This window comes from Nocardia sp. CC213A (genome assembly GCF_030766805.1).
Lineage (GTDB): Bacteria > Actinomycetota > Actinomycetes > Mycobacteriales > Mycobacteriaceae > Nocardia > Nocardia otitidiscaviarum.
In genome coordinates, this window is record NZ_JASFXA010000001.1 from 70,465 (window position 1) to 84,533 (window position 14,069).

Consider the following 14,069-nt stretch of genomic DNA (forward strand, 5'->3'; position numbering starts at 1 on the left):
TCCTTCGCGCAGTACTGTCGAACGGGTGGATACGTGTGCAGCGCTGGTCCGCGACTACGAGGCCGGGATAGGCGTCACCGCGTCGAGTATGCCCGCCCCACCCGATCCGGAGTCCAATCTGGCTGCCACCCTGCCCGTCTGGTCGCTGGCGGGCGGTGCGGTGGCGGCCTTCGAGGCGGCGACCGACCGGCGGCGTGAAGCCACCGGGTTCGCCGCCCTGCCGCAGCGGCTCGAACCGGCCCGGGTGGCGGCGTCGTTCTCGAGCGAGAAACTGCTCCGGATCGACGGCGCGGGCGTCGACCAGTTCGCGGAACTGTCCGGCTTCTTCGAGGCCGCGGACGGGTGGGTGCGCACGCACGCCAACTATCCGCATCACCGTGCGCGCCTGCTGACCATGCTGGACCTGCCCGCCGATGCCGACCGTCCCACCGTCGCAGCGCGCATCGCCGCACTGCCCGCCGCCGAGATCGAGTCGCGGGCCGACGAATTCGCGGCCATCGCGGTGCGGGTGCGCACCGAACACGAGTGGGCGGACAGCCCGCAGGGCAAGGCCGCGGCGGACGGTCCGCTGGTGGCCGTCGACGTACGCGCCGACAGCGGTGAGTTCGACACCGTCGGCGCGGCCACGCAGATGCTGCCGCTGCGCGGGGTGCGGGTCCTGGATCTGACCCGGGTGATCGCCGGACCGGTGAGCACCCGGTCGCTGGCACTGCTGGGCGCGGACGTGCTGCGGGTGGACCCTCCGTTGCTGCCGGAGATCGGATGGCAGTATCTCGACCTCTGCCAGGGCAAGCGCTCCACCCTGCTGGATCTGCGTACAGACCGCGCCGTCTTCGACGAATTGCTGTCCACCGCCGATGTTCTCGTCACCGGCTACCGGCCCGGCGCGCTGGAGGCCGCCGGGGTGGATGCGGCGGGTACCCGGCCGGGCATCGTGCACGCGCGGGTCAGTGCGTGGGGTGAGTCGGGTCCGTGGGGTGCGCGGCGCGGTTTCGACAGCATCGTGCAGGCCGCCTCGGGTATCTCGCTCATCGAAGGCGCGCAGGCGAACCCCGGCGCCGTGCCGGTCGGCGCGCTGCCCGCGCAGGCGTTGGATCACGCCACCGGGTATCTGCTCGCCGCCGGGGTCGTGGACGCGCTCACCGCCCGCGATCGCGACGGAATCGGACGCGATGTGCGGGTCACGCTGGCGCGCACGGCGTCCTGGCTGCTCGCCGCATCCGGCCGCAACCCAGAGCACGGCCCGGCGACACCACCGAGCGCGGCGTACACGGCCGTCCACGACACGCTGACGACGGCGGTCCCGGCGCTCGCGGACTACCCGGACTACTCCTGGCCCGCCCGCCCGTACGGCGGTGACGCTCCCGACTGGCAGCCGCGCCCCGACGACGGGGTCTGATCCTCGGCTTACGCTGCGCTATCACCCGATCGCGTGCTCCGCAGGCGGCCCGGGCCATCCGTCACGCACCGGCACGGCAGCAGACCGGTCGCCCGGTCTTGTTCTGCCGCCCGGCTTTTCACGCCTGCCGGAACGTTGCCCGATCAAGATCGTGCAAGTGCACCTGTTCGTACATCGCAGAAAATCTGAATTCCCTTTCCCCACCAGGCATTTGTGGCGTTAATAAGTGAGATGCTGAAACCGACATCGTGAGTACCGACAGCTGCGCCGGCACGCGTATGGAGGAACGTCATCGTGGACACGCCCGGGCCCTTGCTCACCGCTGCGGAAACCAGCACCGGCAAGGGAGGTGGGCGTGAGTGGGCCGGACTGGCGGTGCTCGCGCTCGCCTGTCTGGTGTACTCCATGGACCTCACCGTCCTGCACCTGGCGGTTCCCCAGATCAGCGCCGAATTGCGGCCCACCAGTACGCAATTGCTCTGGATCATCGACGTCTACGGCTTCTTCGTGGCCGGGCTGCTGCTCACCATGGGCACCATCGGCGACCGAGTGGGGCGGCGGCGACTACTCATGGTCGGCGCCGCGGCCTTCGCCGCGGTGTCGATCATCGCCGCCTTCGCCCCCACCGCGCCGGTGCTCATCGCCTGCCGTGCCCTGCTCGGCGTCGCCGGGGCCACCCTCGCACCGTCCACACTGTCGTTGATATTCACCATGTTTCGCGATCCCGCCCAGCGGTCGGTGGCCATCGGGGTCTGGGTGGGGTCCTATTCGGTGGGCGGCGCGATCGGCCCGCTGGCGGGTGGACTCGTACTCGAGCATTTCTGGTGGGGCGCGGTGTTCCTGCTGGCGGTGCCCGTCATGGTGCTGCTGATCGTGCTCGCGCCGCGCATCCTGCCGGAATTCCGCGATCCCGATGCGGGCAAGTTGGATTTGATCAGCGCCGTATTGTGCACGGGCGCGGTGCTGCTGGTCGTCTTCGGTATGAAACAGGCCGCCCAGGACGGTCCGGGCCCGCAGGCCGTCATGCCGCTGCTGGCCGGACTCGGCGTCGGCCTCATCTTCGTGCGCCGCCAACTCTCCTCCCCTGAGCCCATGTTGAACCTGCGCCTGTTCCGGTTGGGGAGCTTCCGCACCGCCCTCACCATCAACCTGCTCGCCATCTTCGTGGCCTTCGGGTACTTCCTGTTCGTGGCGCAGTATTTGCAGCTGGTGCTGGAGATGTCACCGCTGCGGGCCGGATTGGCCACCATTCCGGCCGGACTCGGATTCATGATCGGATCACAGTTGGGTCCGCGGATCGGGCGGGTGGTGCGTCCGGCGTACATGATCGGCGGCGGCATGGCGATGGCGGCGCTGGGTCTGCTCCTGCTCACCCAGATCAGCGTCACCGGCGGTGTGGTGCTCACCATCATCGCCTCGCTGCTCGTATCGTTCGGGCTGGCACCCGTATTCGGCATCACCACCGAACTGATCGTCGGCACGGCGCCGCAGGAGCAGGCCGGCGCGGCCTCCGGACTCGCCGAGACGGGCGCGGAATTCGGTGGGGCGCTCGGCATCTCGATACTCGGCAGTGTCAGTATCGCCCTCTATCGAACCCAGCTGGCCGACACCCTGCCCTATGGATTGCGTGAGCCCGATATCGCCACCGCGCGGGACACCCTCGGGGCCGCCATACACCTGGCCAATGCCCTGCCCGGCAACCTGGGGGCCACGGTCGCCGACGCCGCCAAGCACGCCTTCCTGACCGGTATGCACGTCACCGCCGCCATCGCGGCGGGCGCGGCCCTGGTGCTGTCGGCGCTGGCGCTCTCCCGGCTACGGCACATCCCGCCCGGCTGAAGCGCTAGCTCCGTCCCAGAACGGCCGCGACGCGGACGAATTCACCGCTGTCGCAGACGGCGGCCGTCGGCGCGACCAGCGACAGCAGCGCCAGTCCCTGGAACTGGACGAGTTAGAACCGGGCGACCGCGCGCGCCGCGGCCGCGTCGAGGTCGGGGGCCTGCTCACGCAGCGTGGCGGCGAGTTCGTCCCAGGCGTTCCCGACGGCCTCGGACATGACCCGCTGCTGGTCGGGATCGCGAGCGACGCGCACGCCGTTCTCGAGACTCAGCGGCAGGATCTCACGACTGCGCCGCACCACACCGTCGGGTATCGAGCCGGGGTGGATGACCATGCACGCGGTGCCGAAGGCCTCGGTGGGGCTGCGCCCCGATGCCGATCCCTCGACCTGCAAGGCCATCGTCACGCTGCGCACCGATGCCGATCCCGCGCTGCGCCGGGACGCCGCCGCCCAGCGGCGGCTGATTCGCGACATGCTGTCCGGGGCGGGCTGGCTCGCGCCGACCGTCGTGGCGGGTATGGCCGACGCCTCGGACTTCTACTTCGACGAACTCGCCCGGGTGGATATGCCGAGCCTGACGTCCGGACGGATCGCGCTGCTGGGCGATGCCGGCTTCTGCGGATCGCCCCTGACCGGGATGGGGACCGCCATGGCGCTGGTCGGGCCCTACATCCTGGCCGGGGAGATCGCGCGCACGCCCGCCGACCCGATGGCCGCGCTGGCCCGCTACGACGCGGCCGTGACGCCGTTCCTCGACAGGGCCAAGCAGCTGCCGGGCGGCGGCATCGCCATGATGCTGCCCCGCAGCGAGATCGGGCTGAAGGCGGCGCAGACCATGGGCAAGCTCATGACCACCCGGATCATGCGACCTGTCATGACGCGCATGCTGAGCGGCACGGAGGACTGTGTGCTGCCCTCGTATTGAGCGGCGTTAGTCTCGACTGGTGCGGCAGAAGATCATCATGGACGTCGACACCGGTATCGACGACTCGCTTGCCCTGCTCTATCTGCTCGCCTCGCCCGAGGCGGAGATCGTCGGGATCGCCGCCACCGCGGGCAATGTGGGTGTCGAGCAGGTGGCGGCCAACAACCTGGCCTGGCTCGAGCTGTGCCGGGCGCCGGAGATCGAGGTGGCGCTGGGTGCCGCGGAGCCGCTGGCGATTCCCCTGCGCACCACCGAGGACACCCACGGCCCGCACGGCGTCGGCTACGCCGAACTGCCGGTGTCGGCGCGGGAGCTGTCGCCGCGCTCGGCGGCGCGCATGTGGGTGGAGTTGGTACGCGAACATCCCGGGGAGATCGTCGGGCTCTGCACGGGGCCGCTCACCAATCTCGCGCTCGCCCTGCGGCTGGAGCCGGAGCTGCCCCGCCTGCTGCGCCGGTTGGTGATCATGGGCGGCGCGTTCAACCATCCCGGTAACACGACGCCCACCAACGAATGGAATGTGCACGTCGACCCGGAGGCCGCCAAGGAGGTGTTCGACGCCTTCGCCGCGGCACCGGCGGATCGGCGGCCGCTGGTGTGCGCGCTCGACATCACCGAGACCATCGAGATGCGGCCCAAACACCTGGTGCTGCTGGCGGAGCGGGCGGGCAGCACGCCGGTGGAGACGGTGACCGAGAGCGACCCCCCGCACGCCCGGTCGGCGGCGAGCAACCCGATCATCCGGTACTTCACCGACGCGGTGCGGTTCTACTTCGACTTCCACCGCATGCACGACCAGGGGTACCTGGCGCATATGCACGATCCGTTCGCGGCGGCTGTGGCGCTGGACCCACAGCTGGCCGTGACCCGGCCCGCCGCCGTGGATGTCGAACTGGTCGGCACCCTCACCCGTGCCACGACGGTCGCCGACTGGGCGGGCATGTGGGGCCGGGAACCCAATGCCGACATCGTGGTCGGCACCGATCCCGAACTGTTCTTCGACCGGCTGGTCACCCGCGTCGGCGATCACGCCCGCACGCTCTATCCGCCGACCGGACAGGAGAACCGGTGACCGACCCCGACTACCCCGCCGAACTCCGTACCCGCCTGGGCCTTTCGCATCTCGTCGACATCCACACGCATTTCATGCCCGATCAGGTCATGCGCAAGGTGTGGGCGTACTTCGACTCGGCGGGGCCGCTCACCCGCCGCGAATGGCCGATCGTCTACCGGGACGAGGAGCAGGTGCGGCTGAAGACCCTGCGCGGCTTCGGTGTTCGCGCCTTCACCTCGCTGGTCTACGCGCACCGTCCCGATATGGCGGCCTGGCTCAACGAATGGACCGCCGACTTCGCCGCCCGCACCCACGACTGCCTGCACACCGCCACCTTCTACCCCGAACACGGGGTGGACAGCTATGTCGAGGCCGCCGTCGACGCCGGAGCCCGCATCTTCAAGATCCACCTCCAGGTCGGCGACTTCCATCCCTGCGATCCGCTGCTCACCCCGGTCTGGGGGCTGCTCCAGGATGCCGCCGTCCCGGTGCTCGTGCACTGCGGATCCAGTCCCGCCCCGGGCGCTTTCACCGGCCCCGAACCCATGGCCGAACTGCTGCGCCGGTTTCCCCGCCTGACTCTGATCATCGCGCACCTGGGCTCCCCCGAATACGTCGAATTCCTGGACCTGGCACAGCGGTACGACAACGTCCTGCTGGACACCACCATGAACTTCACCGACTTCTTCGAGGCCGACAGCCCCTTTCCCGGCGATGCCCTCCCCCGCCTGCGCGACGTCTCGCACCGCATTCTGTTCGGCAGCGACTTTCCCAATATTCCCTACCCCTACGCTCACGCGCTGCACGCCCTCGACCGTCTGAACCTCGGCGACGACTGGCTGCGGGCGGTCTGTCACGACAATGCCGCCCGCCTGTTCGGCCTGCCCTGATACCAGCGCCCGGATACCAACGGCCCGCCACGGGGGTCCGTTCGACTCTGGTACGGGGATGCCCGGAGCCGGACGATCGGGGGACCGAGTGGGAGGAGAAGGATCATGAAGGCTATGACGGCGGCGGGCATCGCCGCGGCGACGGCCGCGGCCGCGCTGGCGGCCGGGTCGCGGGTACCCGTGGTGCGCGACGCGGTGCTGCACTGGGGAGCCACCGCCGCGGAGGTGGCGGGCGCCATGCCGGGCGACGAGTTGGCCCCGCGGGCGGATGTGGTGGCCACCAGGGCGATTCGGATCGCCGCGCCACCGGCAGCGGTCTGGCCCTGGCTGGTGCAGATGGGCCCCGGCCGGGGTGGGGCGTACACCTACGACTGGATCGAGAACCTGCTCGGGCTGGATATGCACAGCGCGGACCGGATTCTGCCGGAGTTCCAGGAGATCTCCGTCGGCGAGGTGATCGCCCTGGGGCTGTCGGGGCCGCGGATGCGTGTGGAGGTAGTCGATATCGGGCGGACCCTGGTCTTCGCCGCGAAGGATCGATCGTGGGTGTGGGCCTTCGCCCTTATCCCCGACGGCGCGGGTACCCGGCTGGTCAGTCGCAACCGCATCTCGCGTCCGGGGTCCACCGCACTCGGACGGTTCGCGTATCGGCTGGTCATGGAGCCGGGCAGTCTGGTCATGGAGCGGAAGATGTTCCTGGGGATCAAGGAGCGCGCCGAACGGCTGGCCATCGCGGAAGGGACCAACGGCTCTGCCGACGGTGCGCAAAGGCGGTATGCGGGGGCGAACGCGGGGCGAACACTCGATGTATGACCGCTATGGAGCTTCCTCCCGTACTGCCGGATCACCGGACGATCACCGAGGCGATGCGGCTGGCTTCCCGCGCGCCCTCGGTGCACAACACGCAACCGTGGCGCTGGGTGTTCGACGGCGCGCGGCTGCACCTGCACAGCGACTCGGATCGGCTGCTCCACTGGGCTGATCCGCGCGGACGGCAGTTGGTGATCAGCTGCGGGGCCATGCTGCACCATGTGCGTACCATCTTCGGCGCGTACGGCTGGCACACCGATACCGTCCGCCTGCCCGCACTCGAGCGCCCGGACCATCTGGCGGAGATCCGATTCCGGCCGTGGGCGGACCCGCCCGCCGGACTGCGCGCCCGTGCTCGGGTCATCGACCGGCGGCGGACCGACCGGCTGCCGATGGCGGCGCCGCGCGGCTGGGATGTGGTGCTGCCGCGGCTACGCATGCTGGTCTCTCCCCACTATCTCGAACTCGACGAGATCGGCGAGGGGATGCGGGACCGGCTCGCGGCGGCCTCGGAGCAGGCGGCCGCACTGCGCCGTCACGATCTCGGGTACGCATCGGAATTGAACTGGTGGGCGGGGCATTCCGGTCCGGACGGCATTCCGCCGGCGGCGCTGCTGTCGCAGGCGGAGGCGGGGCGGGTGCGCGTCGGGCGGGCCTTTCCCGCCGGGTCCCCCGGGCTGCGCCGCGCCGAGGTCGAGGACCGCGCCCGCCTGGTGGTGCTCAGCTCCCCCGGCGATACGCTGGAACACTGGCTGCGCACCGGGGAGGCGCTGTCGGCGGTGCTGTTGGAATGCACCGCCGCCGGGCTGGGGACCTGCCCGCTCACCCATCTCACCGAATTGCCGTCCGGCCGTTCCCTGTTGAGCGGGCTGAGTCCGCGGCCGGGACAGCCGCAGCTGGTGATCCGCATCGGCACCGCGCCCGAGGACGAACCGGAGGTGGCGCCCACCCCACGACGACCGCTCGCGGACTTCTTCACCACCGTGCGTGACTGAGGCCACGTGGCCGACCGGTCGGTCGTGTATTGGAGCGGCAACGCGATCGTGGCGGCGAACGGGTTTGCCGCAGCCTCCCGGGGGAACTCCGCCCTCAGCGAAGCGGACCAAGCATCCGGTGCGGGAAGGCGGATCGCCCGACAATGAGCAGCCCCGAGGCCGCATCCAACCACCGATCGTCCGACAGCCGACAGGGCGCGCCCATCGCGGCGGACGCCGCACCCCTCACCGCGCGCCCCCTGTCGGAGGCCGCCTGCCTGCGACTGCTCGCCGAGGTCAGCTTCGGGCGAATCGTGTACTCCCGCTACGCCTTACCCGCCATCCGCCCCGTCGACCACATCATCGCCGACGGTGCGATCATCACCACCACCGACGCCACAACCGTCCCGCCGTACCGGCAGGTCGTCGCCTACGAGGCCGACACCCTCGACCGGCACACCCAGTGCGGCTGGTGCGTCATCATCACCGGCACCGCGGAACCGGTCACGGACCCCACCGACCTCGCCCGCTACCGCGCGGCCCTGCGGCCCCGCCTCGCCGGCGGACGAGAACACCTCCTCCGCATCCGGCCCGAGGTCGTCACCGGCATCGAGTACCTCGGCCCGGCCCGGCAGTGATCTGCGGAACCACCTGTCCCGCCGCGGGACCGTCTGGCTCCCATACCCTTCCGGCCACGCCCGATCGCGTTCCTGCTGCGAGGAGCTGGGCTGGACCGGCTACGCCACCGATCCCCTGCTGCGACGCGTGGGCATCGCCGGTACCGGATAGACCCTCGGCGCGGTCTGGGCCGTCCGGCATCTGATACCGCTGTTCCAGGTCGGTCATGCGCGGCCGTGGCTCCTGGGTCGGATCGTCACCACCATCGTCGTGCGGATGATCATCGTCGCGCTCTACGCGATGTCCGGCAGCGTGGTGGTGGCCATCCTGCTGCACGCCGCTGTCACCGTGACCCAGGCGTACAGCCCCGGTGTCGACGAGGCGGCCGGTCCCGTCGCCACCGCGGTCGTGGCCGTACCGGTGGCGACGACCCTCACGTGGGGCGCGGTGCGGTGGTGCGCGGCCAGCACCAGTCGGTGATCTCCGGGGGATCATCGCCCACCCGGTGGATGTGAGCTCGGATGCGGGCGAGTCTGCCGAGCAGTTCGTCGCGCAGTGGATCGCGGCGGGCGGCCAGGCGGGGGACCTGCTCGATGGCGGCCAGCGCCACCTGAAAACGGTCGATCCCGTTGCGGACGCACATGTCGAACGGCGTCGTGGTGGTGCCGTTGTCGATGAATCCGCGCACGTGCAGGCGGTCGTGACGCGGGCGGCGGTAGGCGATGCGGTGGATGAGCCACGGGTAGCCGTGGAAGCTGAAGATCACCGGGGCGTCGGTGAACATGCGGCGGTAGTCGTCGTCGGAGATGCCGTGCGCATGCCGGTCCGGCGGGAACAGCCGCGCCAGGTCGACCACATTGAGCACGCGAACGGCGAGGTCCGGCACCAGTTCTCGTAGCAGTGCCGCCGCGGCCAGGGTTTCCTGGGTGGGCACGTCACCCGCACAGGCCAGCACCACCTCGGTCGCACCGTGCTGATCGCTGCCGGCCCAGTTCCACACGCTCAGGCCGCGCTCACAATGCGCGCGGGCCGCGTGATCGCTCAGATACTGTGGGGCGGAGTGTTTTCCGGCCACCACCACATTCACCATGCCGCGCCCGCGCAGGCAGCGCTCGAACACGTGCAGCAGGCAGTTGGCGTCCGGCGGCAGGTACACCCGGCTCACCTCGGGACGTTTGCTCAGCACATGGTCGATGAAGCCCGGGTCTTGATGGGACGCGCCATTGTGGTCCTGCCGCCACACATGTGAGGTGATCAGGTAGTTGAGGCTGGGAATCGGCGCGCGCCACGGGATCTCCGACGCCGCGTGCAGCCACTTGGCGTGCTGCACCACCATCGAGTCGACAATGTGCGCGAAGGCCTCGTAGGTGGAGAAGACGCCGTGCCTGCCGGTGCGCAGATAGCCCTCCAGCCAGCCCTGGCACAACTGTTCGGACAGCACCTCGAAGACCCGGCCGTCCGGTGTGAGACCGTCATCGCTGTCCAACCGCGTGCCACGCCAGCGGCGCGCGGTCACCTCGAGAATCGCCTCCAGACCGTTGGAGGTGTGCTCATCGGGCGAGAAGAACAGCAGATTGCGCGGATTGTCCAGCAGCGCGTCGCGCAGATAGCCGCCCAGGACGCGCGTGGCCTGCGCACGCACGATACCGGGAGCGGAGAATCCGACCGTGTAGTCGGAGGCGGGTGGCAGCCGCAGCCCCACGGTGGTGTGCCCGTGCGCGGCCGGGTGCGCGCCCATGCGCAGTTCGGCACGCGCCAGCGCGGTGATCCGCTCCACCGGCCGCCCCAGCCCGTCGAACAGCTCCTCCGGACGATAGGAGCGCAGCCAGTCCTCCAGTCGCGCACGGTGTTCGTCGTTCTCGCGCACATCGGTCAGCGGAATCTGATGCGCCCGGCAGGTGCCCACGATGGCGACGCCGTCCACCGTGTCCGGACCCGTCCAGCCCTTGGGGGTGCGCAGCACGATCAGCGGCGGGCACGGATTGCGCGGCCCCAGCCCGCGCCGGGCGAAGTCGCGAATCTCCGCGATCCGCTCCATCGCCTCGTCGAGGACGGCCGCGTAGCGCTGGTGCACCCGCACCGGATCGTCACCCTCGACGTACATCGGCTCCCAGCCGTGGCCGCTGAGCACCGCGTCGAGTTCGGTGCGCGTCATCCGCGCCAGCAGGGTCGGGTTCGCGATCTTGTACCCGTTGAGGTGCAGGATCGGCAACACCACGCCGTCGGTGGCGGGATTCAGGAAGGCGGGAGCGTGCCAGCTCGTCGCGAGAGCCCCGGTTTCGGCCTCGCCGTCGCCGATCATGCACGCCACCACCAGATCCGGATTGTCCAGGGCCGCGCCGGTGGCGTGGGCCAGCGAGTAGCCGAGCTCGCCGCCCTCATGGATGGAGCCCGGCAGATGCGGCGTCGCGTGACTGGGCACACCGCCGGGGAAGGAGTACTGCCGGAACAGCTCTCGCATTCCGGCCGCATCCCGGCTCACCTCGGGGCGGCGTTCGGAGTAGGTGCCCTCCAGCCAGGTCGCCGCGTTCGGCGCCGCCGCGCCGTGTCCCGGGCCGAGCACGAACAGCATGCGCTGCCGGGTCCGCGCGATGGCACGGGTCAGGTGGGCGTAGGTGAGCGTGATCCCGGGCACGGTCCCCCAGTGGCCGATGAGCCGCGATTTGAGGTGCTCGGGCCGCAGCGGCTCCCGCAGCAGCGGATTGTCCAGCAGGTACAGCTGGCCCACGGACAGATAGTTCGCGGCCCGCCACCAGGCGTCCACATCGCGCAGTCCGGGGGTGAGCGCACCGGGCTCACCGGCCAGCAGGGTCGTCATGCCCGCCCCTACTTCGCCGGGTGGACGACCATGACCGGGCAGGACGCGTGCTGCACCAGAGCGTGCGAGGTGGAGCCGAGCAGCAGACTGGTGAAACCGCCGCGTCCCCGGCTGCCGACCACGACCAGCTGGGCCGTGCGCGACCATTCGCGCAGCCGCCCGGCGGGATCGGTGGCGTAGACCTTGCGCACCACCTCGACCTCGGGGTACTTCTCCTCCCAGCCGGCCAACCGCTCGGCGAGAATCGCGTGCTCGGTGACGTCGAGATCGTCGGTGGACATCCACACCGGATCCGCGCCCGCGAACTTGCCGCCCTTCCAGTCACTCCAGACATGGACCGCGACCAGCTTCGCGCCCCGCTCGGCCGCCTCGGCGAAGGCCGCGCCGATCGCGGCCTCCCCCGCCGGGCTGCCGTCCACGCCCAGCACCACCGGACCGGAGGTGTGGATGCGGTTGCCCGCCTCCGAGTCGGTGCGCACCACGATCACCGATCCTTCGGCGTGCGCGGTCACCGCGAGCAGCGTCGACCCGAGATGACCGAAGGTGCCGACGGTGCCGGTCGCGCCCAGCACCACCGCGTACGCGTCCGCGCTGTGCGCGATGAGCAGTTGGGCGGCGGAATCGGCCGACAGGTTCACGGTGATCGGGACGTCGGGGGCTACCGTCTTCGCCACCTCCTCGGCGCGCGCGATGACCGCCTTGCCGTTGTCGCGCACCGTGTCGACCACCGCCGGTACCGAGACCTCGTAGACGCCGAGCACATGGGTGAGGCCGACCAGGTCCATGCCGTGCAGGATGTGCAGCGGGCGCTCCCGCTCGGCGGCCAGTTCGGCCGCCCAGCGCAGGGCCGCGTCCGAACCCGCCGATCCGTCCACGCCCACGACCACCGGTGCGGAGACCAGATGGTGCGGATCCTCGAAGCGCTGCTGTGTCATGGCGACCTCCCGTACGGGGTTGACGGTGCCCGGCCGGGCACTCACCCTCACGGTAGGAATCGGCACCCGCCACGGGATGCTGCCGATCGTCACCGACTGCCGGGACCGAAGCCACTGCCGGAGGACACTTCTCGCAGCTCCGGGTCCTGGGTCCCGAACCCGCGTGACCTTGGTCCCCGGCGGCGGGGCCGCACGCCCCTCACAACGGCGGAGCGTGGCGCGAAAGCTTGCGGCATGCGAACCGACTCGTCGCCCGATGACGCGATACTCGCTGTTCCCGCCATGGCACTGGGCATCGTCATGCTGGCCGTGGCTCTGGCCACCGCGCCCCTGCTACCGGGTTGGGCCGACGACTACGGCACCATACTCGTAGCGCTGGCGGTGGCCGAGTACCTCGCGGTGGCGACGGCCTCGGTGTGGTGGGGATGCCGCGCCCTGTGTGCCGCCCGGTAGCCGGTGCCGCGCGCAGCGACGTCCGCAATGCCCATGGACCACGTCGGAATAGGGACTTTGGACCATCGCTGTGCCCCGCGCTCCCGCGTATGTTTGTTCGCATTACTCACCACAGATCGGATGCCGCCATGATCAAGGTGTTTCTCGTCGACGACCACGAGATCGTTCGCCGGGGACTCGTCGACCTCCTCGAGGGCGATCCGGAACTCTCGGTGGTCGGCGAGGCCGGGGATGTCGCGCAGGCCCTGGCCCGGATTCCCGCGCTGCGACCGGATGTCGCCGTGCTCGATGTTCGCCTGCCCGACGGCAACGGCATCGAACTCTGCCGCGAGCTGCTCTCGCGACTCGACGATCTGCGCTGCCTGATCCTCACCTCGTTCACCGACGAACAGGCCATGATGGACGCCATCCTGGCCGGTGCCAGCGGCTACGTGGTCAAGGACATCAAGGGCATGGAATTGGCGAAGGCCATCAAGGAGGTCGGCTCGGGCCGATCCCTGCTGGACAACCGGGCCGCCGCCGCGCTCATGGAGCGGCTGCGCCGCAGCACCCAGCCCGACGGTCCGCTGGCCGGGCTCACCGAACAGGAACGCCGACTGCTCGATCTGCTCGGTGACGGCCTGACCAACCGACAGATCGCCGAACGCATGTACCTGGCCGAGAAGACCGTGAAGAACTACGTCTCGCGACTGCTGGCCAAGCTCGGCATGGAACGCCGCACCCAGGCCGCGGTACTGGCCTCCAAACTGCGCTCCGGGTCCGCCGCGACGCAGCAGGATGGGTGATCCCGAGACCGGTTCACGCTCGGTGCGCGAGGCACTCTCGCAGCTGCGGCTGCGAGAGCTGCTGGCCGAGGTCAGGGACCGGGTCGAGCAGATCATCGACCGCCGGGACCGGATCGACGGCCTGGTCGAGGCCATGCTGGCCGTCACCTCCGGACCGGATCTCGACCACACCCTGCACACCATCGTGCACACCGCCATCGAACTGATGGACGCCCGGTACGGCGCACTCGGGGTGCGCGGGCCGGATCGGCGACTGAGCCGGTTCGTCTTCGAGGGCGTCGACGAGGCGACCGGGCGGCGGATCGGCGATCATCCGTCGGGTCACGGCGTCCTCGGCCTGCTGATGAGCGAGACCACGCCCATTCGCCTCATGAACATCGCCGATCATGCCGCCTCCGTGGGCTTTCCGGAGCACCATCCGCCGATGCGCGCCTTTCTCGGTGTGCCGGTGCGGATTGCTCTGGTCGGCACCGCTACGCTGAGAACCGATTCTTCCAGCTCTCAGCGCGATTCCCACCACACCGAGTCCGATGGGGCCGCGCTGACTTCAATTGCGCCGCGCTGAGTT

At 70.0% G+C, this 14,069-nt stretch carries 14 protein-coding genes and 1 pseudogene; 12 read left to right on the forward strand and 3 right to left on the reverse strand.

Going from position 1 to position 14,069, the window contains the following annotated elements:
• Window positions 1-25: 25 nt before the first annotated feature.
• Together QJS31_RS00370 and QJS31_RS00375 are read left to right on the forward strand one after the other, a co-directional pair.
• The gene (locus QJS31_RS00370) at window positions 26-1,399 is read left to right on the forward strand and encodes a CoA transferase (RefSeq protein WP_372341525.1); all 1,374 of its coding nucleotides are present in this window, start codon (window positions 26-28) and stop codon (window positions 1,397-1,399) included.
• A 312-nt stretch (window positions 1,400-1,711) separates the two neighbouring features.
• The gene (locus tag QJS31_RS00375; protein WP_372341537.1) at window positions 1,712-3,238 is read left to right on the forward strand and encodes an MFS transporter; all 1,527 of its coding nucleotides are present in this window, start codon (window positions 1,712-1,714) and stop codon (window positions 3,236-3,238) included.
• 112 nt (window positions 3,239-3,350) lie between these two features.
• On the opposite strand, the gene QJS31_RS00380 is transcribed toward QJS31_RS00375, so the two are convergent.
• The gene (locus tag QJS31_RS00380; protein WP_306355673.1) at window positions 3,351-3,572 is read right to left on the reverse strand and encodes a hypothetical protein; all 222 of its coding nucleotides are present in this window, start codon (window positions 3,570-3,572) and stop codon (window positions 3,351-3,353) included.
• 7 nt (window positions 3,573-3,579) lie between these two features.
• Between QJS31_RS00380 and QJS31_RS00385 the strand changes: the two genes are divergently transcribed.
• The 7 genes from QJS31_RS00385 (at window position 3,580) to QJS31_RS00415 (ending at window position 8,990) form a co-directional block, all read left to right on the forward strand.
• Complete coding sequence (locus QJS31_RS00385) at window positions 3,580-4,164, forward strand: hypothetical protein (RefSeq protein WP_306355674.1); 585 nt, start codon at window positions 3,580-3,582, stop codon at window positions 4,162-4,164.
• Between the two features lie 37 nt (window positions 4,165-4,201).
• Entirely contained in the window at window positions 4,202-5,236 is a 1,035-nt protein-coding gene (locus QJS31_RS00390) for a nucleoside hydrolase (RefSeq protein WP_372341536.1), read from the forward strand.
• Window positions 5,233-6,108, forward strand: coding sequence for an amidohydrolase family protein (locus tag QJS31_RS00395; RefSeq protein WP_282779221.1), 876 nt, complete (start codon window positions 5,233-5,235; stop codon window positions 6,106-6,108). The genes QJS31_RS00390 and QJS31_RS00395 overlap by 4 nt, the downstream gene beginning before the upstream one ends.
• A gap of 105 nt (window positions 6,109-6,213) precedes the next feature.
• A complete protein-coding gene (locus QJS31_RS00400; protein ID WP_306355675.1) occupies window positions 6,214-6,921 on the forward strand; it encodes an SRPBCC family protein in 708 nt (235 codons plus the stop codon).
• Complete coding sequence (locus tag QJS31_RS00405; protein WP_282779218.1) at window positions 6,918-7,913, forward strand: hypothetical protein; 996 nt, start codon at window positions 6,918-6,920, stop codon at window positions 7,911-7,913. The genes QJS31_RS00400 and QJS31_RS00405 overlap by 4 nt, the downstream gene beginning before the upstream one ends.
• Window positions 7,914-8,056: 143 nt before the next feature.
• Complete coding sequence (locus QJS31_RS00410) at window positions 8,057-8,530, forward strand: pyridoxamine 5'-phosphate oxidase family protein (RefSeq protein ID WP_306355676.1); 474 nt, start codon at window positions 8,057-8,059, stop codon at window positions 8,528-8,530.
• Between the two features lie 256 nt (window positions 8,531-8,786).
• Complete coding sequence (locus tag QJS31_RS00415) at window positions 8,787-8,990, forward strand: hypothetical protein (RefSeq protein WP_306355677.1); 204 nt, start codon at window positions 8,787-8,789, stop codon at window positions 8,988-8,990.
• Here QJS31_RS00415 and QJS31_RS00420 read toward each other — a convergent pair.
• Window positions 8,944-11,328, reverse strand: coding sequence for a phosphoketolase (locus QJS31_RS00420; RefSeq protein ID WP_306355678.1), 2,385 nt, complete (start codon window positions 11,326-11,328; stop codon window positions 8,944-8,946). The genes QJS31_RS00415 and QJS31_RS00420 overlap by 47 nt on opposite strands.
• A gap of 8 nt (window positions 11,329-11,336) precedes the next feature.
• Window positions 11,337-12,263: a universal stress protein gene (locus QJS31_RS00425; protein ID WP_282783884.1), complete on the reverse strand. Its 927-nt coding sequence runs from the start codon at window positions 12,261-12,263 to the stop codon at window positions 11,337-11,339.
• Between the two features lie 234 nt (window positions 12,264-12,497).
• Between QJS31_RS00425 and QJS31_RS00430 the strand changes: the two genes are divergently transcribed.
• The 3 genes and pseudogenes from QJS31_RS00430 to QJS31_RS00440 form a co-directional block, all read left to right on the forward strand.
• The gene (locus tag QJS31_RS00430) at window positions 12,498-12,716 is read left to right on the forward strand and encodes a hypothetical protein (protein WP_282783886.1); all 219 of its coding nucleotides are present in this window, start codon (window positions 12,498-12,500) and stop codon (window positions 12,714-12,716) included.
• Between the two features lie 128 nt (window positions 12,717-12,844).
• Window positions 12,845-13,501 carry a response regulator transcription factor gene (locus QJS31_RS00435; protein WP_039814624.1) on the forward strand — a complete coding sequence of 219 codons (657 nt, stop codon included), beginning with the start codon at window positions 12,845-12,847 and terminating at the stop codon, window positions 13,499-13,501.
• A pseudogene (locus tag QJS31_RS00440) lies at window positions 13,494-14,057 on the forward strand (GAF domain-containing protein); the annotation flags it as partial. The gene QJS31_RS00435 and the pseudogene QJS31_RS00440, both read left to right, overlap by 8 nt.
• Window positions 14,058-14,069: the final 12 nt, after the last annotated feature.